The organism is Aquimarina muelleri DSM 19832, assembly GCF_000430665.1.
Taxonomy (GTDB): Bacteria; Bacteroidota; Bacteroidia; order Flavobacteriales; family Flavobacteriaceae; genus Aquimarina; species Aquimarina muelleri.
The window spans coordinates 101148-124640 of sequence record NZ_AUML01000006.1; the positions used below are offsets into that span (position 1 = coordinate 101148).

Annotated in this window: 18 protein-coding genes; 13 read left to right on the top strand and 5 right to left on the bottom strand. The window is 31.8% G+C overall.

Annotated elements, in window-relative coordinates; all coding sequences use genetic code 11:
• Positions 1–26: 26 nt before the first annotated feature.
• From H527_RS0105370 to H527_RS0105380, 3 genes are all read left to right on the top strand, one after another.
• Complete coding sequence (locus H527_RS0105370) at positions 27–374, top strand: four helix bundle protein (protein ID WP_027411755.1); 348 nt, start codon at positions 27–29, stop codon at positions 372–374.
• A gap of 40 nt (positions 375–414) precedes the next feature.
• Positions 415–1605 (top strand): acetyl-CoA C-acyltransferase, encoded by a 1191-nt coding sequence (locus H527_RS0105375; protein WP_027411756.1) that lies wholly within the window; start codon positions 415–417, stop codon positions 1603–1605.
• Positions 1606–1701: 96 nt separating this feature from the next.
• Positions 1702–3516, top strand: a complete 1815-nt coding sequence (locus H527_RS0105380; RefSeq protein ID WP_027411757.1) for an acyl-CoA dehydrogenase family protein — start codon at positions 1702–1704, stop codon at positions 3514–3516.
• A 110-nt stretch (positions 3517–3626) separates the two neighbouring features.
• Here the strand turns inward: H527_RS0105380 and H527_RS0105385 are convergent, their stop codons facing one another.
• From H527_RS0105385 to H527_RS0105400, 4 genes are all read right to left on the bottom strand, one after another.
• On the bottom strand, positions 3627–4316 hold the full coding sequence (locus H527_RS0105385) for an ArsR/SmtB family transcription factor (protein WP_027411758.1): 690 nt from the start codon (positions 4314–4316) through the stop codon (positions 3627–3629).
• A gap of 469 nt (positions 4317–4785) precedes the next feature.
• Entirely contained in the window at positions 4786–5256 is a 471-nt protein-coding gene (locus H527_RS0105390; protein ID WP_027411759.1) for a DinB family protein, read from the bottom strand.
• Between the two features lie 186 nt (positions 5257–5442).
• Positions 5443–5838 (bottom strand): hypothetical protein, encoded by a 396-nt coding sequence (locus tag H527_RS0105395; protein WP_027411760.1) that lies wholly within the window; start codon positions 5836–5838, stop codon positions 5443–5445.
• 14 nt (positions 5839–5852) lie between these two features.
• Positions 5853–6320: an OsmC family protein gene (locus H527_RS0105400; RefSeq protein ID WP_027411761.1), complete on the bottom strand. Its 468-nt coding sequence runs from the start codon at positions 6318–6320 to the stop codon at positions 5853–5855.
• Positions 6321–6694: 374 nt separating this feature from the next.
• Between H527_RS0105400 and H527_RS0105405 the strand changes: the two genes are divergently transcribed.
• Together H527_RS0105405 and H527_RS0105410 are read left to right on the top strand one after the other, a co-directional pair.
• A complete protein-coding gene (locus H527_RS0105405) occupies positions 6695–7489 on the top strand; it encodes a sugar-binding protein (protein ID WP_081414559.1) in 795 nt (264 codons plus the stop codon).
• 4 nt (positions 7490–7493) lie between these two features.
• Positions 7494–8654 (top strand): MFS transporter, encoded by a 1161-nt coding sequence (locus H527_RS0105410; protein WP_027411763.1) that lies wholly within the window; start codon positions 7494–7496, stop codon positions 8652–8654.
• Positions 8655–8666: 12 nt separating this feature from the next.
• Here H527_RS0105410 and H527_RS21485 read toward each other — a convergent pair whose 3' ends face one another.
• A complete protein-coding gene (locus H527_RS21485; RefSeq protein WP_035087466.1) occupies positions 8667–9203 on the bottom strand; it encodes an RNA polymerase sigma-70 factor in 537 nt (178 codons plus the stop codon).
• 153 nt (positions 9204–9356) lie between these two features.
• Between H527_RS21485 and H527_RS0105420 the strand changes: the two genes are divergently transcribed.
• The 8 genes from H527_RS0105420 (at position 9357) to H527_RS0105455 (ending at position 23359) form a co-directional block, all read left to right on the top strand.
• Entirely contained in the window at positions 9357–10511 is a 1155-nt protein-coding gene (locus H527_RS0105420) for a FecR family protein (RefSeq protein WP_027411764.1), read from the top strand.
• Positions 10512–10633: 122 nt separating this feature from the next.
• On the top strand, positions 10634–14344 hold the full coding sequence (locus H527_RS0105425) for a SusC/RagA family TonB-linked outer membrane protein (protein WP_162143808.1): 3711 nt from the start codon (positions 10634–10636) through the stop codon (positions 14342–14344).
• An 11-nt stretch (positions 14345–14355) separates the two neighbouring features.
• Positions 14356–15867 (top strand): RagB/SusD family nutrient uptake outer membrane protein, encoded by a 1512-nt coding sequence (locus tag H527_RS0105430; RefSeq protein WP_027411766.1) that lies wholly within the window; start codon positions 14356–14358, stop codon positions 15865–15867.
• Between the two features lie 9 nt (positions 15868–15876).
• Positions 15877–16782, top strand: a complete 906-nt coding sequence (locus tag H527_RS0105435; protein ID WP_027411767.1) for a substrate import-associated zinc metallohydrolase lipoprotein — start codon at positions 15877–15879, stop codon at positions 16780–16782.
• Positions 16783–16798: 16 nt separating this feature from the next.
• Complete coding sequence (locus H527_RS0105440) at positions 16799–18130, top strand: DUF4302 domain-containing protein (protein WP_027411768.1); 1332 nt, start codon at positions 16799–16801, stop codon at positions 18128–18130.
• Positions 18131–18324: 194 nt separating this feature from the next.
• Positions 18325–19860, top strand: a complete 1536-nt coding sequence (locus H527_RS23480; protein WP_081414556.1) for a nuclear transport factor 2 family protein — start codon at positions 18325–18327, stop codon at positions 19858–19860.
• Between the two features lie 62 nt (positions 19861–19922).
• Positions 19923–21257 (top strand): M28 family metallopeptidase, encoded by a 1335-nt coding sequence (locus H527_RS0105450; protein WP_027411770.1) that lies wholly within the window; start codon positions 19923–19925, stop codon positions 21255–21257.
• A 479-nt stretch (positions 21258–21736) separates the two neighbouring features.
• Positions 21737–23359, top strand: a complete 1623-nt coding sequence (locus tag H527_RS0105455; RefSeq protein ID WP_027411771.1) for a M1 family metallopeptidase — start codon at positions 21737–21739, stop codon at positions 23357–23359.
• The last annotated feature ends 134 nt before the right edge of the window (positions 23360–23493 follow it).

The window sequence follows — 23493 nt, forward strand, 5'->3', positions numbered from 1 at the left end:
TTTAGTATTGAGTAATTAGATAAATCATGCACAAAGTTGAGGATTTAAAAATATGGAAAAAGTCAATTGACTTGGCTAAAGCTGTATACCAACTTGCCGCAGAACTTCCATCTAATGAAAAATACGGATTAATTTCTCAGATAAAACGTAGTTCTATTTCTGTTTCTTCCAATATAGCTGAAGGTGCAGGAAGAAATTCAAATAAAGAATTTAAACATTTTTTGAGTATTGCTAATGGTTCCTGTTATGAACTTCATACACAATTAATATTAGTAATAGAATTAAATATAATAAGTAAAGAAAAAGTACAACCAGTAATTGAATTTTGTATTGAAATACAGAAAATGAATTATTCATTTCAAAAAAGATTATAAATCTCAATACTAACATCTCAATACTCAATACTATAAAACAATGAAAACAGCATATATAGTAAAAGCATATAGAACCGCCGTAGGAAAAGCTCCTCGTGGTGTGTTCAGATTTAAAAGAACAGATGAATTAGCTGCCGAGACTATCGAGTATATGATGAAGGAACTTCCTAACTTTGATAAGTCCCGTATCGACGATGTTATTGTTGGTAATGCTATGCCAGAAGGATCTCAAGGGTTAAACATGGCTCGTTTGATCTCTCTTATGGGATTAAACTCTGTGGATGTACCTGGGGTAACTGTTAACCGGTTTTGCTCTTCAGGGATTGAGACTATAGGTATTGCAACTGCAAAAATACAAGCAGGTATGGCAGATTGTATTATCGCTGGTGGTGCAGAGAGCATGAGTTCTGTACCTATGACAGGGTATAAAACAGAATTAAATTATGATTTGGCTAAATCTGGTCATGAAGATTATTATTGGGGTATGGGTAATACTGCCGAGGCAGTAGCACATCAATTTAAAGTATCTCGTGAGGATCAGGATGAGTTTGCATATAACTCCCACATGAAAGCATTAAAAGCACAAGCTGAAGGTAAATTTGAGGATCAAATTGTACCCATAAATGTAGAACAGATATATGTAGATGAAAACGGAAAAAAAGCATCCAAATCGTATACAGTAACTAAAGATGAAGGTCCTCGTGCAGGAACTAGCAAAGAGGCTTTGGCTAAACTTAGACCCGTATTTGAAGCTGGTGGTAGCGTTACCGCTGGTAACTCCTCACAAATGAGTGATGGTGCTGCCTTTGTAATGGTAATGAGCGAAGAAATGGTTAAAGAATTAAAACTGGAACCAATCGCAAGACTTGTAAACTATGCAGCAGCAGGTGTAGAACCAAGAATTATGGGTATCGGACCAGTAAAAGCAATCCCTAAAGCTCTTAAACAAGCAGGTTTAAAACAAGGAGATATTGAGTTAATAGAACTTAATGAAGCTTTTGCGTCTCAATCTCTGGCAGTAATGCGAGAGTTAGGTCTTAATCAGGATATTGTGAATGTTAATGGAGGAGCCATTGCATTGGGCCATCCTCTGGGATGTACTGGTGCTAAACTTTCTGTTCAATTGTTCGATGAGATGCGTAAACGTGACATGAAAGGTAAATATGGAATGGTAACCATGTGTGTAGGTACCGGACAAGGAGCTGCAGGAATTTATGAATTTTTAAATTAAACTAGAATTGAGATATGAGATTTGAGTATTGAGAATACTGTAAAAACTTTCTTACTACTTAATACTCACTAATAATTACTAAAATCTTATAAAAAAATGAGTACAGAAATAAAAAACAAAGATATTCTTAGAGGAGGACAATTCCTTGTTAAAGAAACTAAAAGTGAAGATGTATTTACTCCAGAAGATTTTTCTGAGGAGCAAAAAATGATGCGAGATAGTACCAAAGAGTTTGTAGATCGAGAATTATGGGCTAATTGGGAAAGATTTGAACATAAAGATTATGCATATACAGAAGAATGTATGCGTAAAGCTGGAGAACTTGGACTTTTAGGAGTTGCTGTACCAGAAGCATATGATGGTTTAGGTATGGGATTTGTATCTACCATGTTGGTATGTGATTACATATCTGGAGCTACTGGATCCTTTAGTACTGCTTTTGGAGCACATACTGGTATTGGTACCATGCCAATTACCTTATATGGTAATGAAGAGCAAAAGAAAAAATATGTTCCTAAACTAGCAACTGGTGAGTGGTTTGGAGCGTATTGCTTAACAGAGCCAGGAGCTGGATCTGATGCAAATTCTGGAAAAACAAAAGCGGTTCTTTCTGACGATGGAAAACATTACTCTATTTCTGGTCAGAAAATGTGGATTTCTAATGCAGGATTCTGTAGCTTATTTATTGTTTTTGCACGTATCGAAGATGATAAAAATATCACAGGATTTATTGTAGAAAACGATCCTTCTAACGGTATTACTATGGGGGATGAAGAAAAGAAATTAGGTATCCACTCCTCTTCTACTCGTCAGGTATTCTTTAACGAAACCAAAGTACCTGTAGAAAACATGTTATCTGAAAGAGGTAATGGTTTTAAAATTGCAATGAATGCTCTAAATGTAGGTCGTATCAAACTTGCCGCAGCTTGTTTGGATGCACAGCGTAGAGTAATTGGAGAGGCTACTAAATATGCAAATGAGCGTATACAGTTTAAAACTCCGATTATGAACTTTGGAGCTATTAAAGCTAAAATTGCAGAAATGGCAACAAATACGTATGCAGATGAATCTGCAAGTTATAGAGCTGCAAAAAATATTGAAGATAGAATTACTATCCGCCAGGCAGAAGGAAATACACATCAAGAAGCAGAACTTAAAGGAGTTGAAGAATATGCTATCGAATGTTCAATTCTTAAAGTTGCCGTTTCTGAAGATGTACAAAGTTGTACCGATGAGGGTATACAAATATTTGGAGGTATGGGATTCTCTGCAGATACCCCAATGGAATCTGCATGGAGAGATGCCCGTATTTCTCGTATTTATGAAGGAACCAATGAAATAAACCGTATGCTAGCTGTAGGAATGTTGGTTAAAAAGGCAATGAAAGGTCATGTAGACTTACTAGGGCCTGCTATGAAAGTTGCAGATGAACTTACAGGAATTCCTTCTTTTGATACTCCTGATTATTCTGTATTATTTTCTGAAGAAAAAGAACTTCTTGCTAAACTTAAAAAAGTATTCTTAATGGTTGCTGGATCTGCTGTACAAAAATTCGGTCCTCAATTAGAAGAACACCAACAATTATTGCTTGCTGCATCCGATATATTAATTGAAATATATATGGCAGAATCTACCATCTTACGTACCGAAAAAAATGCAAAACGTTTTGGTGAGGATAAACAAGAAACTCAAATTGCAATGTCTCAGTTATACCTATATAATGCTGTAGATATTATTATCAAAAAAGGAAAAGAAGCAATTGTTTCTTTTGCTGAAGGAGATGAGCAAAGAATGATGTTAATGGGTCTTAAGCGTTTTACGAAGTATGCAAATCAACCAAACGTAGTTGCTTTAAGAACTAAAATAGCAGATAAAATTGCCAAAGAAAATGGGTATTTCATTGGTCAATAATTCTATATAAAGTAGTATATACTTTATGAATAGCCCTCCCTAAGGCTTTAAACCAGGGAGTTGTTTAAATTTCATTTAGAAACCGCCTTTTAATATGTAAAGGCGGTTTTTTAAATTTCTAAATCCAAATATTTCTTAACCTCTGCTCTCCCTGTTGCTGTAAACACCACTCCTCTAGAATTTTTTATTTTACGTATCCAGTCTTTTTCTATCATAATAGTTAGTAATGATGCTCCTATTGCTCCCGCGATATGATATCTACGTTCACTCCAATCCATACAAGGGTGAGCAAAAGATCGTTTTTGTAAAATTATTTGATCTATATCAATACCTACAGAATCAAACCAAGATTTTCCTGAGGAAGTTACTTTGTATGTTTTTTCAAAAAGCTTTATGATTCCATTAGCAAGTAAAGCATCTGTTATTTTAACACCAACCTCCCCTGCTAAATGATCATAACAGGTTCTGGCATAAGTAATATCGCTTTGTTCTGGTTTTTTAGTTTTTTTAACCTTTTTACCTACAGATACTAAACTTGCCATAGATTCGATAACCTGAGCAACTTCAGAGCTTGCGTATCTATAATATCTATGCCTTCCTTGTTTTTCTACCTGTACTATATTTGCATCTATTAACTTTTTAAGATGGTTACTCGCAGCTTGTGCTGAAACATTTGCACAGATCGAAAGCTCCATAGCTGTATATGCTCTGCCATCTAGTAAGCACCAAAGCATGGCAGAACGAGACTTATCTCCCAAAAGAGAAGCTATTTCAGAAAATTTATTTTCAAATTCTTCCATATACTAAACCTATAGTATTTATCATAAAGCACCTAAGTAATTTAATATTTTTTACTTCATTAATACCTAAAAAAGGTATGTAATTCCTATGGATAACTTTGAATTATTAATAGTAACTTCAGGTCTTCCACTAGAGCCCCAGAATGATTCACAGTAACTTTTGATGTTCCACTAGAACCCCAGAACCATCCACAGTAACTTTTGATATTCCACTAGAGCCCCAGAATGATCCACAGTAACTTTTGATGTTCCACTAGAACCCCAGAACCATCCACAGTAACTTTTGATATTCCACTAGAGCCCCAGAATGATCCACAGTAACTTTTGATGTTCCACTAGAACCCCAGAACCATCCACAGTAACTTTTGATATTCCACTAGAGCCCTAGAATGATCCACAGTAACTTTTGATATTCCACTAGAACCCCAGAATGATCCACAGCAAGTTTGGTTCCTTCTCTATTCTATTATTAATCCCATATTATAGAAGTTTCCATCCTTAATGTTCTTAAATATCCCAACATCTGCCCGATATGTACAGATTCATGAAATGCAATTCTATTAAGGTAATCTCCAAGTTTTTTACTCTGCCCTACTTCTGTTCTTTCTATCTTTATATTTTCGAGATCAGATTCTGCAAGCCCATGTATCATTTGTAAAAAACTATTTCTATATTTTTCAGCCATTTCTAACTCAAACTCTACGTCTATATACTTTAAGTTAGCCCACGGGGATTTATAATCGCCCAAATTGCCTCTATTATCAATTATTTTATGAAATAAATGTTCACTCTCAAGCACATGTCTTATCATTTGGATACTAGTAAATGCATCTTTATCTGGTTTCCAGTATAAATAATCTTTTGGTATTTTTTTCCATAGTTTAATACTTCGTCTTCTTGTCTCGGTAAAATTTAATATTATAACTTGAATAGAGTTCATAAAATTTCTTATTTAGTGTCTGGTCGGAAATAGACGAGTTTCAGAATTTGAAAGATTCTTGATAAAATTTTGATTTTATTTTGGGAAGCAGATACATTAGCATCAGACAACTAAAAAAAAGCATGAATTTTATAAAAAGAATCCAATTTGGTTTTGCTGTATTTCCGACCATACACTGACCATACACTAGTTATATACTCCTTTACTCCAATTATCCGAAACAACTTTCCCTTTTTCATAATCATCTACCACTAGTATTAATTGGTTATCATGATCGCTATATAAAACCTGTATATTAACTCCTGCCTGTTGCATTATACGAGTTATTTTTCCTAATTGTCCGGGTTGGTCCTGTTGTAACCGTTGTATCAATATTTTATTTTCTTTTATAACTTTAATATTGTTATTTTCTAAAGCCTTTCTTGCTTTGGTTGCATCTTCAAAAAGAAAGTGAGCAGTTCCCGAGTTCCCAGCGATCCATGCGCCTCCTCCCTCAACACTTACCTTGGCACTTGCTAATACCTCTCCCATTTTTGCTAAGGCTCCGGGATGGTTTTCTAATTGTATTTCTAAATCTTTCATACTTTAAAATATATTTATTTAATTATTGGATGTATACTAATTTTTGATTGTATCGAATTTGCTATATAACATCTGGAATGAGCTGCGTAATGCATTTTTTCTATTTGATCTAAAGAAGGTGTTTCTAAGTTTGAAAAAACAACCTTTGGGTTTAATATGATTTGGCGGATTGCCATTTTTCCTTTTTCGTTTTGGCCCGTAGTCCCTATAACGGTATCTGTGTACGACTCGATACTGTAATCTTGGTGTGCCGCAATAGAAAGAAAAAACAACATATGGCAGCTCGAAACGGATGCTAAAAAAGCTTCTTCTGGATCTACGGCAGAGGCATCAGACATAGGGATGGAAACAATTTCTGGAGAAGAGGATGCTACTAACTCTATACCTCCATCAAAGAACCACGTATGTACTCTGCTGTATTTTCCATCTTTAAATATTTCCTGCTTTTGTTTTTTCCAAAATATTTTTGCTGAATGCTTCATTTAGATTTCTATGATTTTTGAATGTTTTTTTTGATTTACTTACTGTAAAAGTAAAACGGATCGTTTTCATTCATTTCATTCTATAATGAAGTATGGATTTCATTAATAAGTAATTATATATATTTGGATATTCTGGATTTTTGAAATCAAGAACCTCGGAGCAAGCTCGCGAGGTATGCTTCCGAAAATATATTTTGTTTTCGAAGCAAGCGAGAATTAAACTCCACAATGTGGATTAAATGTGGGTAAAACCATTTTTAATTTTTAAGAATTACGTTATATAACCATAAGTGATTGTTACTTTTAAATAAGTATCCACCAGTTTTTAAATTATGTTCCTTACTTTTATCTGGATTATAGGATTAAATCTTACTATGAAAAGAATATTTTTTTTTTGTGTTTTATTATGGATTACTTTCAGTTGTAAAAAAAACCAGGTAACTTCTGTACAAAACCTACTAGCAATTGCAAATCCAAAGACAGTAGTTCAATCTAAAAAAATCGATCATCAAATTAGAGAAATCAATCAAGCCATAATTGTCCCTAAGCTAGATGGAGAAATGAACGATCCAGCATGGAAAGAAGCCATTTGGTATGGTTTTGATCAAAAATGGCTGGGAGAACCGTATACTTTTAATGATTTTTTTGGTAGATATAAAATGGCATGGACTCCAGAAGGTATATATATACTTGTTGAAATTAAAGATGATGTTTTATACGATCAGTATAAAGATCCTTTGAGACTATGGTGGGATGATGATTGTATAGAAATATTTATTGATGCAGATAATTCTGGTGGAAACCACCAATATTCTAACAATGCTTTTGCTTATCATATTGCATTAGATGGTAATGTAGTAGACTTAGATGAAAATAAAAAGCCTACACTATTCAATAATCATATTAATTCTAAAAGAAAAACCAAAGGTGATGTATCTGTATGGGAGTTTAAGGTTACGATCTATGATGATACCTATACTGAAAGAAAAATTAATGAACCACTTGTATTAAAAAAAGATCAAAAAATAGGATTTGCTATTGCTTATAATGATAATGATGGTAGTCTTGAAAGAGAAAATTTTATTGGTTCTGTTTTTATTCCTGGAGAAGAAAAAAATTTAGGGGGCATTAACGCAGATGTTTTTGGTACTATAATTTTAAAAGAGTAACTCATTGAAGCCTAAATTTTACATATTGCCTGTAATTATTATTTCGCAATTCTTTTGCACCTCCCTTTGGTTTGCAGGTAATGCGGTAATTGATGATCTTGCCACCCAGTTTAATGTTAGTTTTAACCTTCTTGGATATCTGTTATCATTTGTTCAGTTTGGTTTTATAATTGGGACACTTACTTTTGCTTTATTAACACTCGCAGATCGATTTTCACCATCTAAAATATTTATGCTTTGCGCCATTTTAGGAGGGGTATCTAATTTATTTTTATTAATCCCTAATATAACTGTATTTAATTTATTGACTGCCCGATTTGGTACGGGTTTTTTTCTGGCAGGAATATATCCTATTGGTATGAAAATAGCTTCGGATTATTATAAAGGTGGTTTAGGAAAAGCACTAGGGTATCTGGTCGGAGCTTTAGTTTTAGGAACTGCATTTCCTCATTTAATAAATGTACTTTCGTGGAGCAGTGATTATAAAGCTGTTATTATAAGCACATCTATATTAGCATTTATAGGTGGTTTTAGTATGTGGTTTTTAGTTCCGGATGGTCCTTACAGAAAGTTAATTTCAAAATTTCAACTTGGTATAGTTACTCAGCTTTTTAGCATTCCTAGTTTTAAAAAAGCGGCTTTTGGGTATTTCGGACATATGTGGGAACTATATGCTTTTTGGGGATTTACTCCTTTAATCCTTAAAACCTATGCAAATAATCAGTTTATAGAACTCCAAATTTCTTTCTGGTCATTTATTATAATCGCTAGTGGAGTGATTTCGTGTATACTTGGTGGATTGATTTCTTTAAAAACAGGAAGTAAAAAAGTAGCATATAACTCGTTGCTAATTTCTGGATTACTTTGCTTGGTTTCTCCTCTTCTTTTTGAATTACCTCCTGAGTTATTTTTAATTTTATTATGTATATGGGGTATGCTTGTTATTTCAGATTCTCCACAATTTTCTACAATGGTAGCTGCTGCAGCTCCTCCAGAACTAAGAGGTACTGCTCTAACCATAGTTAATTGTATTGGATTTGCTATAACAATTGTTAGTATACAGCTACTCTCTTTTTTAACCGAAATATCGGATAGTCCTGTAGTTTATATGGTTTTAAGTATAGGTCCTATTTTAGGCTTATATGCACTACGAGCTAAATTTTAGAGGATCTTAAAATTATGATTTCTCTAATGCTTTTTTAATCCTAGACATGGCTTTGGACATTTGAGTTTCTACAGTTTTAATAGATATATCTAATTGTTCTGCTACTTCCCGGTACTTAAAACCTTGAACTTTATTGAGTAAAAATATCTCTTTACATTTAGGAGGAAGTTTATCTATCTCTACTTGAACTCTATTAATTTGAGTTGTAACAAAATCATCTTCTTCCTCTATAAAAATGTCTAAAGTTTCTTTTTGAACTCGCTGTATATAGTTTAGTTCTTTTTTATTTTTCTTAAATGTATCTATCAATTCATGGTAGCAAGACTTGTATAGATAGTTTTTGACAGAAGTTTTTATATTTAATTTCTCTTTATTCTTCCATATCTTAAACATAACATTTTGAACTATATCTTCTGCCTGCTGCCTATCTTTGGATAGAGTAAAAATGTAGGCGCATAATTCATTATAGTGCATTTCATATAAATACCTATATACAAATTCGTTTCCTTTTTTAAGTTCTTCTATTTGGGTAATATTATTTATAGCTATCTTTTTTTAACTCATTTTTTAACCTCATCTCACAATAATTAACACAAACTTTGCATAAATAATAAAAAAAACACTCTTAGGAGTAAGGGTTTTTTATTTTTTTTAAGTCTTAACTATAAATAAGCCAATAATTCGAATAAAAAAAATAAAGGTTTGGATACAGATCAGATACTAAAATATATAAACAATGAGATGTCTGAACTCGAAATAATCGAGTTTGAAAAACTTCTTAAAGATGAAAAAAATCTAAGCCTGTTAAAAGAATATACCGTTACGGATCATTATATTCAATTAAACAAAAATGATTTTGACTATCAAAAAGCATCTTCATTGCTTCAAAAACAGATACAAAGTACAAAATCCATTACTAAAACCCGTAAGAATAAAAGTAATAATTACTTAAAATACGCAGCTATATTTATAGGTGTTTTTATTAGCACCTCTTTATATTTTTATAACGACCTTTTATTCCATAAAAACCCCGTTACAGATCAGGTTACATTGCAGTTAGACAATGGTAGTTTAGAGACTATTAAAGAAAATGACCTATTTAAAGAGATCAAAGATGAAGATGGAATTCTTTTGGGTGTTCAAGAAAAAAGTAAAATCGTTTATAAAAACAAAAAAGATAGTTTGGCTCAAACCAAATTAACCATCAATACATTAACAGTTCCTTATGGCAAAAAATTTCAATTAGTATTGTCTGATGGCACAATTGTTCATGTTAATTCTGGTTCTACTTTAAAATTCCCTGTACAGTTTATCCCAGGTAAAATTCGTGAAGTAGAGCTATCTGGAGAAGCATATTTTGAAGTTGTTAGAAACGAAAAAGATCCCTTTATTGTATCTGCCAATGGCATTAAGACTGAGGTTTTTGGAACAAAATTTAATGTCTCTTCTTATCCTAATGATCCTTTTTCTGAAGTTGTTCTTGTAGAGGGTAGTGTTGGAGTTTTTAAAGACAAAAAAAGATTTGATACAAAAAAAGATACTTTTCTTAAACCTAATCAAAAAGCCAGTCTTATAAAGGCTAATAAAAGCTTAGACATTTCTGAAGTAAAAACAGAAAACTATATAGCTTGGGTTGATGGTGTGTTGTTATTTAAAAATGAAAGTTTTGAGAATATTATGAAAAAACTGGAAAGAGCTTATAACAAAAAAATAACCATCAATTATCAAAAAATTAAAACTGAAAAATTTACCGGTCGATTTGATATAGAAAACATAGAAAATGTGTTACAAACGTTTAGTAGCAACACTTTCTTTAATTTCAATATCAGAAAAAATGAAATAATTATTAATCCTTAAACATTAGAAAAGAATGATCACAAAATAGCTATAAAATAAAAATCGAGAAATGCTGCAACATCTCCCGATTTTAGAATAAGCGTAATTTAACAATGGTTCAATCATTAAATCATATTAAAAATATGAAAAAAATTAGACAGAACCGTACAAATGGTGCGGTAAAATTAATATTTAATTTAAAAATGAGGCTAACAATACTACTTATTATTTTGTCTCTATTCAGAATAAACGCAAATACTTATTCTCAAAACACTAAGATATCCTTAGATGTGAAAAATTTCACTATTGAAAAAGTATTTGATTTAATTCAGAAAAAAACAGAGTTCAAAGTGTTTTTTAAAGGTGCTGAGGTTAACACTCAAAGAAAAGTATCTCTTAGAGTTTCTAATAAGAGAGTAGAGTACATTTTAGATCAAATTTTTAAAAACACTAGCATTTCCTATAAAATAGTAGATAAACAAATTGTATTAATAAAAAAATCAATTGATACTAATTACATTATCCCACTCAAAAAGAAGCCTCAATCCTCTCTTGTAAAACCACAACAAGGTATTGAGATTACTGGACAAGTAATGGATAAAAATGGGCTACCTATTCCTAGTGCCACTGTATCTATACAAGGTACTACAACAGGGGTAGTAACAGATTTTGATGGAAATTTTAATATGCGGGTTTCTTTATTAGATGTTCTTAAAGTTGAAAATTTAGGTTTTGAAACCCAAACCATTACAGTTACAGATAAAAACAAAAAGAAGTATTATTTTACTTTAAATGAATCTATAGAATCATTAAATGAGGTAATAATAACTGATGGTTATAAAAAGGTAGATCGCCGATTATTTGCTGGTGTCGCTACAAAACTTAATTTAGAAGATATTAAAATTGATGGTGTTTCTGATGCCTCAAGACTTTTAGAAGGTAGAGATGCCGGAGTAGTTGTTGACAATGTATCTGGATCTTTTGGTGCATCGCCAAGAATTAGAATTAGAGGTAATACTTCTTTAAACGGTAACAACAATCCTATTTGGGTGGTTGATGGTGTTATCTTAGAAGATAATGTAGAATTGGATCAACAAGATTTAGCATCTGGAGATATTAATTCATTAATTGGCTCTTCGATCGCAGGATTAAACCCTGATGATATTCAAAGTTTTTCTGTTCTTAAAGATGCCTCTGCAACTGCATTATATGGAGCACGTGCCAAAAATGGAGTTATTGTAATTACTACTAAAAAAGGGAAAAGAGGAGGCGTAAGTGTAAATTATAATAATAATTTTTCTTTTAGATTAAGACCAAGGTATACTAACTTTAATGTACTAAACTCTCAACAAGAACTTTCGGTATATGCAGAATTAGTAGAAAAAGGGTTAGTAGATTTGACTTCTGCACAAAGAGCTGAATCTTATGGAGTCTTAGGAAAATATTATAATCTTAGAAGACCTAATGATGTTCAAATAGGAACTAATGGTCAATTAGCCGATAGTTTTTTTCAACGTTATCAGGTAGCAAATACAGATTGGTTTAAAACTTTATTTACAGATTTAACACTACAACAAAATCATTCTTTAAGTGTTTCTGGCGGTAGTGATGATGCTATTTACTATTTTTCTTTAAGTTACCTTAATGATGAAGGACAAACTATAGGAGACAAAGCACAACGTTATACTACAAAATTAAATACTAAATTTAATCTTTCAGATAAACTTTCATTAAGTACTGCTCTAACAGGTAGTTTTAGAGATCAGATTGCTCCTGGAACAAATGATAGAGTATTAAACCCTATTACTGGTGAGTTTGATCGTGAATTTGAGATTAATCCATATAGTTATTCTTTAACAAATAGTAGAAGTGTTACTCCTTATGATGAAAATGGGGATTTAGAGTTCTTTAGAAAAAATTATGCCCCTTTCAATATTATTCATGAATTAGATAATAATTATATTAATATTGATGTAACTGATATTACTTTTCAAACAGATCTAGAATATAAAATAGCAAAAAACTTAACTGCAAACTCTACTTTTAATTATCGTAAAGCTATTACCCAAAGAGAACATGTAATTGGGGATAGATCTAATCAGGCCGAAGCATTTAGAGCAGGTGCAGGAGATAATATAATTGGTCCTATTAACCCTTTCTTATATCAAGATAGAGATAATCCAGATAGACCTCCATACTCTATATTACCAGAGGGTGGTATCAATATCTATAATGAAAATGTATTAGATTATTTGTATCTAAGAAACTCTATCACATGGAACCCTAGTATTAACGATAATAACCAATTTACTTTCCTTTTAGGACAAGAAATTAAATCTTCTAATAGACAAAGTAGAGAGTATAATGGTATAGGTATATCATACGAGAATGGGTATTTAATTAATACAAACCCAGATGCTATTGATCAATTAGTAGATGGAAACGATCAATATTTTAATATTTCTAATTTTAGAGATCGATTTACTGGTTTCTTTTTGAATGCAGGATATACTTTAAACAATAAGTATACTGTAAATGGTACATTAAGATATGATGGTTCTAATCTTCAGGGGTCAAGTCCCAAAGCAAGATACCTTACAAACTATAATATTAGTGGTGCATGGAATATTGATAAAGAAGAGTTTTTTAATGTAGAATGGGTAAACCTATTAAAACTTAAAGCTACTTATGGACTATCTGGTGGTAGAGGTCCTCTTACCAGTGCTACTTTGGATTTAAGAGCTCGTGTTCCTTTACGTCCGCAAGATTTAGAAAGTGTTATAAATATAAACTCCTTAGAAAATAAAGATTTAACCTTTGAAAAACTAAAAGAGTTTAGTACAGGGTTAGAATTTTCCTTATTTAACAATAGAATCGCTGGAGAAATAGGGTATTACCAACGTAATTCATTTGACCTTATCGGGACTGTTAAAACCAGTGGCGTTGGTGGTCAAGCTTTTAAAAGTGGTAACTATGCCGATCTAAATGTTGAAGGGTATGAATTTGGAGTATCTACTGTAAATATTAAAACAAAAAACTTTGAATGGTCTACTAATATTAATGTTGGTTACAATACCGAAGAAGTAAAAGAACTTCAATTTAATCCTCGTTTAGTTGATTTAATATCACCAGGAGGAGCTGCATTTACTGGACGCGAAATCTCAGCTCTATATTCAACTCGTTTTGCAGGATTAAATGAATTTGGTATTCCTACATTTTTTGATGCAGACAACAATAGAGTTACCAATATAGATCTTCAAAGCAGAGAAAATATTGAAAAAATATTAAAATATGAAGGGCCTACACAACCTAGAGGCGCTGGTGGATTGAGTAATACATTTAAATATGGCGGGTTCTCTTTATCTGCTAACATATCTTTTAAATTTGATTATAAAATACGCTTGAATGGTAATTTTGATGCAGCATATACTGATTTCAATTCTTTACCAGGAGAACTTATTAATAGATGGGCATTACCAGGAGACGAAAATGTAACTAATATACCTGCAATATTAGACAATCGTACTATAATAAATCAACTTAATGGCACTGTTAATAATGGTCTTGTATCTGCAGGTAACAATGCATACCAATTATATAACAACAGTGACTTAAGAGTTGTTGATGGTACTTATGCTCGTATGAGATCTATTGCATTAGGATATACCGTACCATCAGAATACGCAAAGAAAATAGGTTTTACCTCTGCTAAAATTCGTTTACAAGGAGAAAATCTTTTCTTACTGTATTCTGATAAAGGTCTAAATGGTCAGGATCCTGAGTTTTTTAATTCAGGAGGAGCTGCATTACCAGTACCTAAAACAGTATCTGTTTCACTTAATGTTGGATTTTAAAAATATAAATTATGAAGAACTATAAATTAAAATCATATATACTATTACTCGTTGTTGTTATATTAAGTGCTAGTTGTGAAAAATATTTAGATGAATCTCCAGACGACAGATTAGTATTAAATACTGTTGAAAAAGCAGCTAAAGTTGTTGCAGATGGTTATGTTGATGCTAGTTATGTTTTTACAGATATATATACTGACTTAGTAGGACCGCTTGGTGCCCCTGATGCTAATGGTGTTGTACAAGACTCTGGAGGAAATTCTATTAATTTACAGGATAATCAAACCTATACTTGGGGAGATGTAACAGCTATATTTCAGGAAACACCAACTTTTTATTGGGATAATGCTTATGAAGCAATTGCCCATACTAATGAGGTTTTAGCTATAATTGATAATCTTGAAGGGGATCAAAAAAGAAAAAATGCTGTAAAAGGTGAAGCTTTATTATCAAGAGCTTATCACCATTTTATGTTGGTTAATCTGTTTGGATTGCATTATGATGCAAATGCTTCTTCTAATTTAGGAGTACCATATATATTAGAACCTGAGACAGAATTCTTACCTAATTACAAACGTAATACGGTGGCTGAAGTTTATGATCTTGTCGAAAAAGATTTATTAGAAGGATTGGCTCTAATCAATGATGATTTTTTTACAGGAACAAAAAAGTATCATTTTACAAAAAAAGCTGCTCAGGCTTTTGCTTCAAGATTCTACTTATGGAAAGGAGATTATGTAAATTGTATCGCATATAGTAATTTATTTCTTGATGGTACTCCTGAAATCTTTTTAAAAGATTTTACTTCTCTTGCTGGTAGTGGTTATAATTCTGCAGCAGAAAGATATAGTGATCCATCACATCCAAGTAATGTTTTAGTAATACAACAGTTTAGTTCTTATACAAGAAGAAACCGAGGATATGGACTTAATGCTATTCAAGTAAATGAAATGTATCGAAACCTATTTAATGTTGCGGATAACAGAACTGAAATAGGAGGATGGAGAGCTGGTACAGAAGCTAACTTTCATGCTAAATTAAGAGAATACTTTTTTAGAGAAAATTTATCCTCAAATTCGGGACAACCCTATTATATAGCTCAAGTATTAAAAGGAGAAGAAGTATTACTTAATCGAGCAGAAGCTTATCTCTTTTCTAATAGACAAAGTGATGCCTTGGCAGATATTAATATTTTAGCTAACAAAAGGTATAATGGAACAACTTATAATAGTGTAACCGATATTGCTACTTATTACAATCCTGTTACCACTAGTGGTATTTCTAAAAACTTATCTGGTGATGATAAAGCTATTTTAGAATTAATACTAGATGAAAGAAAAAAAGAATTCTGGGATCACGGTTTACGTTGGTTTGATATTAAAAGACATAGTATATCCATAACTCACACACTACCTGTAACTCAAGGAGGAGAAACATTTACATTAGCTAAAGATGATTTAAGAAAAGCTATACAAATACCTAATGATGCTCTTTCATTTGGATTAACCCCTAACCCTAGATAAATTTTGATTATGAAAACACAAAATATAATAAAACAACTATTGTTTCTTAGCCTAGGTTTAATAATACTATTAGGATGTGATAGAGAAGAGACATTACAACCAACACCTATTTTTGAAAACGGAGAACCCGAATCGACTGATGAACTAGATCAATTTCTAAAAATTGAGTTTAGAGATATTTATGGTTGTGTAATACATTATAAATTTGTAGATAAATTTATTGATCCTACTAAATCAGCAGTTCCTCCTCGTGTAGAAGTAGTGAGACCTATAGCTGAATTAATTAAAGAAGCATGGATAAAACCATACAATAAAGCTTCAAACCAAGGAGATGAGTTTTTAAAGACCTATTTTCCTGCAGAAATTGTAATCTTAGGCTCTCCTATTTTTAACAATGATAATACGATCACATTAGGCGTAGCAGACTCGGGAGTTAGAGTTACTTTAACTCAAGCAAATAATTATGCACCTGGCAATACTGGTTGGATTTTACAAACATTTAGAACGCTACACCATGAATTTGCACATATTGTAGATCAAAATTTCAAATTTGATATAGAAGCTTTCTTTAAAATTTCTGAAGATAGCTATACTTCTCCTGGTTCATGGACTCAAGAAGATGAAGAAAGTGCTATTATTAGAGGCATGGTAACCCCATATGCCACTTCTGCTCCTTCTGAAGATTTTGCAGAAATTATGGCGCGCATAATTACTACAGATCCTGCTGTATTTGAATCTACCTACATTACACCTGCAGACTGCTCTGTTGCTGGAGCTCCAGCTAACTGTGGAGAAATAAATAAAGGTAAAGCTAAAATTAAACAGAAGTATGACGTAGTAGTAAAATACATGAAAGAACAAGTAGGAATTGATCTTTTTGTATTAAGAGATGAGTTTTTAAATAATATCAATTAATCAAATTTAGAACGACATGCTTAAAAATATAAAAATATATACATTACTTCTTATTACTTTAGGCTTTATCGCCTGTAGTACAGATAATGAAGTAGAACCGTTATTTAATCAAGACATTGATACTCGTGTGGATACTTTGTTAAAAAGTTATAAATCAACTTTAACAGCTCCAGAGTTTGGATGGAAAGTAGTATACCAACCAAAAAATAGTGTTGGTTTTTATAATATTTTATTAAACTTTAACCAAGACAATACTGTCGAAATAGTTTCTGATTATCAAGGAGGAACACAAGATTTTGAAACTACCTATAGAGTAGGTAAAAGTCATTTTCCAGAATTAGTACTAGAAAATTATTCGACTTTCCATAATCTATTTGAAGTTGCAAATTTTAGCCTACAGGCAGAATTCGAATTTATTTTTGAAAATGTAGCAGATAATAAAATTGAATTTAGAAGTAAATCAGATAAAGGAGAAGAGGTTACTAAAATTGTTTTTGAAAAAGCAATATCTGGTGACAAAGAACGTATTATGGGATTACGGGAATCTTTTGATGAAGTAGCCCTTGGACATGAAACAAATAGTTTTCTTAGAAATATAATCGTTACAGATCCTGCAGCAGCTCCAACAGATCCCCCTATATTTAGTGGTACATTTTCATTCTCAGAACTAGACAGAACTGGTATTATTACCACTTTTGATCAAAGTACAGGAAAAATAGCTTCTACTTCTTATGTTGTATCTATTAGTGATACTGGGTTTTCATTTACTACACCTTTTAAAGTGAATGGGGTAGATATTACTACTTTTTCTTTTGTTGAAGCAGATAATAATTTTATTTCTGAAGATGGTAATTTAAACACCATTATCGGATATAATCTAGCTCCTGTAGCAACAGCACTTGTTCCTCAATTATTCTCAGATGATGTAGATACTTTTGACACTAGATTTCCTAGATATTTATACTTTGATGATACTTCTGGTAACTTCCTAAAGCTAACATCACCAGATTTTCTGCATTTAACTAAAAGTATCAATGCTCCTGTTTTGGACATTAGAATGAATTGGTTTGGACCAGATGTACATGGTATAATTGTAAATGGACTTAGTGAGCCATTAACCTTAGCTTTTAACATAGCCAAAATACCAGGGCAAAAAATTGTTTTACAATATCTTGGATCCACAAACAACGCCATAATAAATGAAGCTGAAAGTTTATTAAACTTATTAAGAGATGGTGCTGGATGGTATGTACAACAAACTAATGAGAGTAGGTTTAGAAACAATCCTTCTTTCTCATTAACAAGCGTAAGCTTTCCTAATTTTAGATTTTCAATATATGGAATTTAACTTTTAAAATTTAAATACAAAAAACTATTGTTTCATTACAATAGCCTTTCTAACTCAACTTGCGAAAACCCAGAGCTAACTCTCTGGGTTTTTTTGATTTATTACAACATTATACTTTTATAAAAAACATCACATTAACATTTACTTAAGAATAAGATCTGTATTTCCTTGTATTTTAGAAAACAAAAAAAACAATGAAAAATATTTTGGCTTTTTTAATTACCCTTATAGCCTTTACTTCCCTAGCCCAAACCAATACAGAAATATACCTTTTTGATATCCTTAAAAAAGGAAATAAACAGACCCTATTCAATAAGAAAAACATATCTAATAATAACGGGTATGATAATCAACCTTATATTATAGAAGACTCTGTTGTTTTATTTTCCTCTACCAGAAACAATCAAACAGACATAGCTGCATATAATATCCAACAGACAAAATTAAATTGGATTACAAATACGAAAACAGGAAGTGAGTACTCTCCTGTCAGAATTCCTGATACAAATGATATTTCTGCCATTCGACTGGACAAAGACGGTAAACAATTACTATATAGATACAAGTATACAACAGGAGATTCTAAAGTACTATTACCTAACCTTAAAGTAGGATACCATACTTGGTACACAAAAGATATAGTTATTTCTTCAGTTCTGGAAAAAAATGGATTATCATTAGTAGTATCTAACTTAAAAAATAATACTAACGATACCATACAAAAACAAGTCGGTAGATCGCTACATAAAATTCCAAATTCAAACCTGATTAGTTACATCAGTAAAGAAAATGAAGTTTGGGAAATTAAATCTTTAGATCCTATTACTAAATCTACAAAGACAATTATACATACAATTCCTAAAGTAGAAGATATGTGCTGGTTACCAAATGGTACTATCTTAATGGGAAAAGAAAACAGGATATTCAAATTCACTCCAAAAACAGATTCGAGATGGAGTACTTTTTATACTTTTATGGATAACGAAATCGGAAACATTTCAAGAATGGCAACAAATAGCAATGGAAATAAACTTACGGTAGTATCCGAAGTTTCTCCTGAACACATCGTACAAGAACAAGTAGAAGCATATAACTCTCGTGATATTAATGCCTTTATGGCTACCTATACTGAAGAAGTCTCTATTTATACATTTCCTAATACTCTTCGATATGAAAATAAGGAAGCTATGCGACCTTACTATGAAAAAAAATTCAAAGAAGAAGTTGATTTAAATTGCAAAATAAAACAGCGTATTGTATATCAAAATAAAGTAATAGATGAAGAATATGTTACCTACAAAAATAAAAATGTAAAAGTAGCTCCTATCTATGAAATAGAAAATGGAAAAATTGCTAAAGTAACTTTTATAAAACCACAAGAAAACGATAATGATAGTATCGAAAAAAATGCAGAAAAAATAGTCCAACAGCAATTAGATAGATATAATAACAGAGATATTAATGGATTTATGAATACTTACTCCAAGGATGTAAAAGTGTATGATTTCCCAAACAAACTTTTATATGAAGGTCAAGAAAAAATGAAAAAAGAGTATTCTGATTTCTTTAAAAACACTACTGATCTACATTGCGAAATTAAAAATAGAATCGTGATGGGCAATACGGTTATAGATAAAGAATTTTTAACCATTAATGGAAAAAACTATAGCGCCATTGCTATTTACGAAATAGAAAATAATAAAATTACTAAAGTGACTTTTATAAGGTAAACCCTATTCTTATAAATATGTTGAGATCATTTTAATTAAATTAGGCTATTAAATTAACACACATGAAAACATTTCTTACCGCAACCTTAATTTTATTATCCATTATATTAACTGCACAAACAGATCAAAAAATGTATGATATCATTAATGATATCTCCTCAAAACGTATAGAAAAAGATATAAAAACATTAGCAGGTTTTGGTACCCGTCATACACTAAGCGATACGGTTTCTAATACAAGAGGAATTGGTGCTGCCAGACGATGGATAAAATCAGAGTTCGATAAAATATCTAACCAATGTAATAATTGCTTAGACGTTTTTTATCAAAAAGATTTGGTAAAACAAGGCACTAACCAACGTATTACAAAAGATGTATGGGTAGTAAATGTTGTTGCTATACAACGAGGAACAAAATATCCAAATAGATTTATTATGATGAGTGGGGATATAGACTCTAGAGTTACAGACCCCACAGATTACACTTCGGATTCTCCAGGAGCTAATGATAATGCTACAGGTATGGCAGGAGCTATTGAAGCCGCAAGAGTACTAACCAAATATAAATTCGAAAACAGTATTATCTATGTAGGCTTATCTGGAGAAGAACAAGGTTTATTTGGTGGTCAAGGCTTGGCAAAGTATGCAAAACAAAAAGATTGGAATATTATTGGAATCATGAATAACGATATGATAGGTAATATTAAAGGAGTAGACGGGGTTATTGACAATAGAACTTTTAGAATATTTTCAGAACCAGTTCCTCCATCCGAAACTGAAAAACAAAGAAAATCGCGACGGTTTTATGGTGGCGAAGTAGATGGCGTTTCTAGACAACTTGCACGATATATTCATAAAACCGTAAAAACATATATGCCAGAAATGAACCCCATGATGGTATATCGATTAGATCGTTTTGGGCGTGGTGGACACCACAGACCATTTAACGATGCTGGTTATGCTGGAATCAGAATTATGGAAGCACATGAAAATTATACTCAGCAACATCAAAATATCAGAGAAGAGGATGGAATCCAATACGGAGATGTAGTAGAGCATGTTAATTTTGATTATGCAACAAAACTAACTTCTGTTAATGCTATAAATCTTGCCAGTATAGCATGGGCTCCCCCTGCTCCTACCGAAGTTAAAATTGGAGGAATTGTAGAGCCCTCTGTAAAATTTAAATGGAAAAAAATTAACGACCCTAACATCTTAGGATATAAAATATATTGGAGAGATACTACATCCCCAACTTGGGATCACAGCCGATTTGTAGGTAACATTGATAATTTTATATTAGATAATATTGTTATTGATAATTTCTTTTTTGGGATTGCTACCGTAGGTAAAAATGGATACGAAAGCCCCGTAGTATTTCCTTCAGAAATATTTTAGAGAACAATCAATCACAATAAAAAATCTTTGCTTTTTGATAAAAACCCTATGAATAGTAAAAATACACTCCCCTAGTTGAAAAAAACATTAACTATCATGGCGAAAACAGCAACTATCTTGTAGAAATCGTTAGCTATCATGAAGAAATCATCAACTAAGCTGGAGAAAGTGTTAACTATCATGGCGAAAACAGCAACTATCTTGTAGAAATCGTTAGCTATCATGAAGAAATCATTAACTAAGCTGGAGAAAGTGTTAACTATCATGGCGAAAACAGCAACTATCCTGTAGAAATCGTTAGCTATCATGAAGAAACCATTAACTAAGCTGGAGAAAGTGTTAACTACCATGGCGAAAACAGCAACTATCCTGTAAAAAGTATTAACTAATTTATGGAAAGCGTTAACTAAATCCCTAAAATTATTTGCTAGTTTAGCACAAGAGTTAAATCTATAACTAAAATCAACACCTTAAAGACAATGCATAAATTTTTTCTTTTCTGCTTGCTTACCATTCAGGTACAGTTTTTGCTCGCACAAGATCTGCCATTTACAAAACAAGATTCCTTGCGCGGATCTATAACTCCAGAACGAGAGTGGTGGGATCTAACCTATTATCATCTGGATATTAAAGTAAATCCAGATAAAAAGACAATATCAGGAAAAAACACTATACAATACCGTGTTTTAAAAGAGCATAATGTAATACAAATCGACCTGCAAGCTCCTTTAAAGATTGAGAAAGCACTACAAAACAATAAAAAGCTTGAAATAACCTCTATTGGCAACGCTCACTTTATAAAACTTACAGAACCTCAACAAAAAGACATTATATATACAATCGATGTTTACTATAGTGGAAAACCTCGCGAAGCTGTTAATGCACCTTGGGATGGTGGTATTTCTTGGAAAAAAGACACGAATAACAAACACTTTATAGCCTCTTCCTGTCAAGGATTAGGTGCTAGTGTATGGTGGCCCAATAAAGACCATATGTATGATGAAGTAGACAGTCTTTTAATAAGTGTTAACGTTCCTAAAGATTTAATCAACGTTTCTAATGGAAGATTACGTAAAATAGAAAATCATGATGATCACACCAAAACATATCATTGGTTTGTAAGTAATCCCATCAATAATTATGGGGTGAATATTAATATTGGAGATTATGTTCATTTTGGAGAAAAATACGAGGGCGAAAAAGGAATTTTAGACATGGATTATTATGTGCTTAGAGACAATCTGGAAAAAGCTAAAAAGCAATTTAAAGATGCCTCTAAAATGATGAAAGCTTTTGAACACTGGTTTGGTCCCTACCCTTTTTATGAAGATAGTTTTAAACTGGTTGAAGTACCCTATCTGGGGATGGAACACCAAAGCTCTGTGACCTACGGAAATAAATATAGCAATGGATATTTAGGAAATGACCTTTCTGGATCAGGATGGGGTATGAAATTTGATTTTATTATTATTCACGAATCTGGTCATGAATGGTTTGCAAATAATATCACGAATAAGGATATTGCAGATATGTGGGTGCATGAAAGTTTTACTGCTTATTCCGAGAATTTGTTTTTAGATTATTATTACGGTAAAAAAGCCTCGTCAGAATATGTTATCGGAACCAGAAAAATGATTCAAAATGACAAACCAATTATTGGTCCCTATAACGTAAATAAAGAAGGCTCTGGAGATATGTACTATAAAGGAGCAAATATGCTACATACACTTCGCCAACTTGTAGATGATGATAAAAAATGGAGAACTATTTTAAGAGATCTCAACAAAGAGTTTTATCATCAAACAGTAACTACAAAACAAATCGAAGAATATCTTTGTACTAAAACCAAAATCGATCTTACTTTCTTTTTTGAGCAATACCTTAGAACTATAAAAATACCTACTCTAGAATATAGCTTAGAGAAAGGAAAACTAAAATATAGGTATACAAATAGTATACAAGGTTTTGATATGCCAATACGCATTTTTACAGACGATAGTTTACAATGGATACAACCAAGTGCTTCTTGGCAAACAACCGATTTTAAAGGAGATAAAATCACTGTTGACCCTAATTTTTATATAAATATAAATGCATTATAATTTCTGATAAACACAAAATATGTTTCTGCAATAAGAAAAAAATAAAAAAAAAAATAAGATTTCGATATCTAATCTCGTTAACAAATATATTTTTTATTAAGACTATTTAGCTGGTTAGAAAAATATCTCCTTTT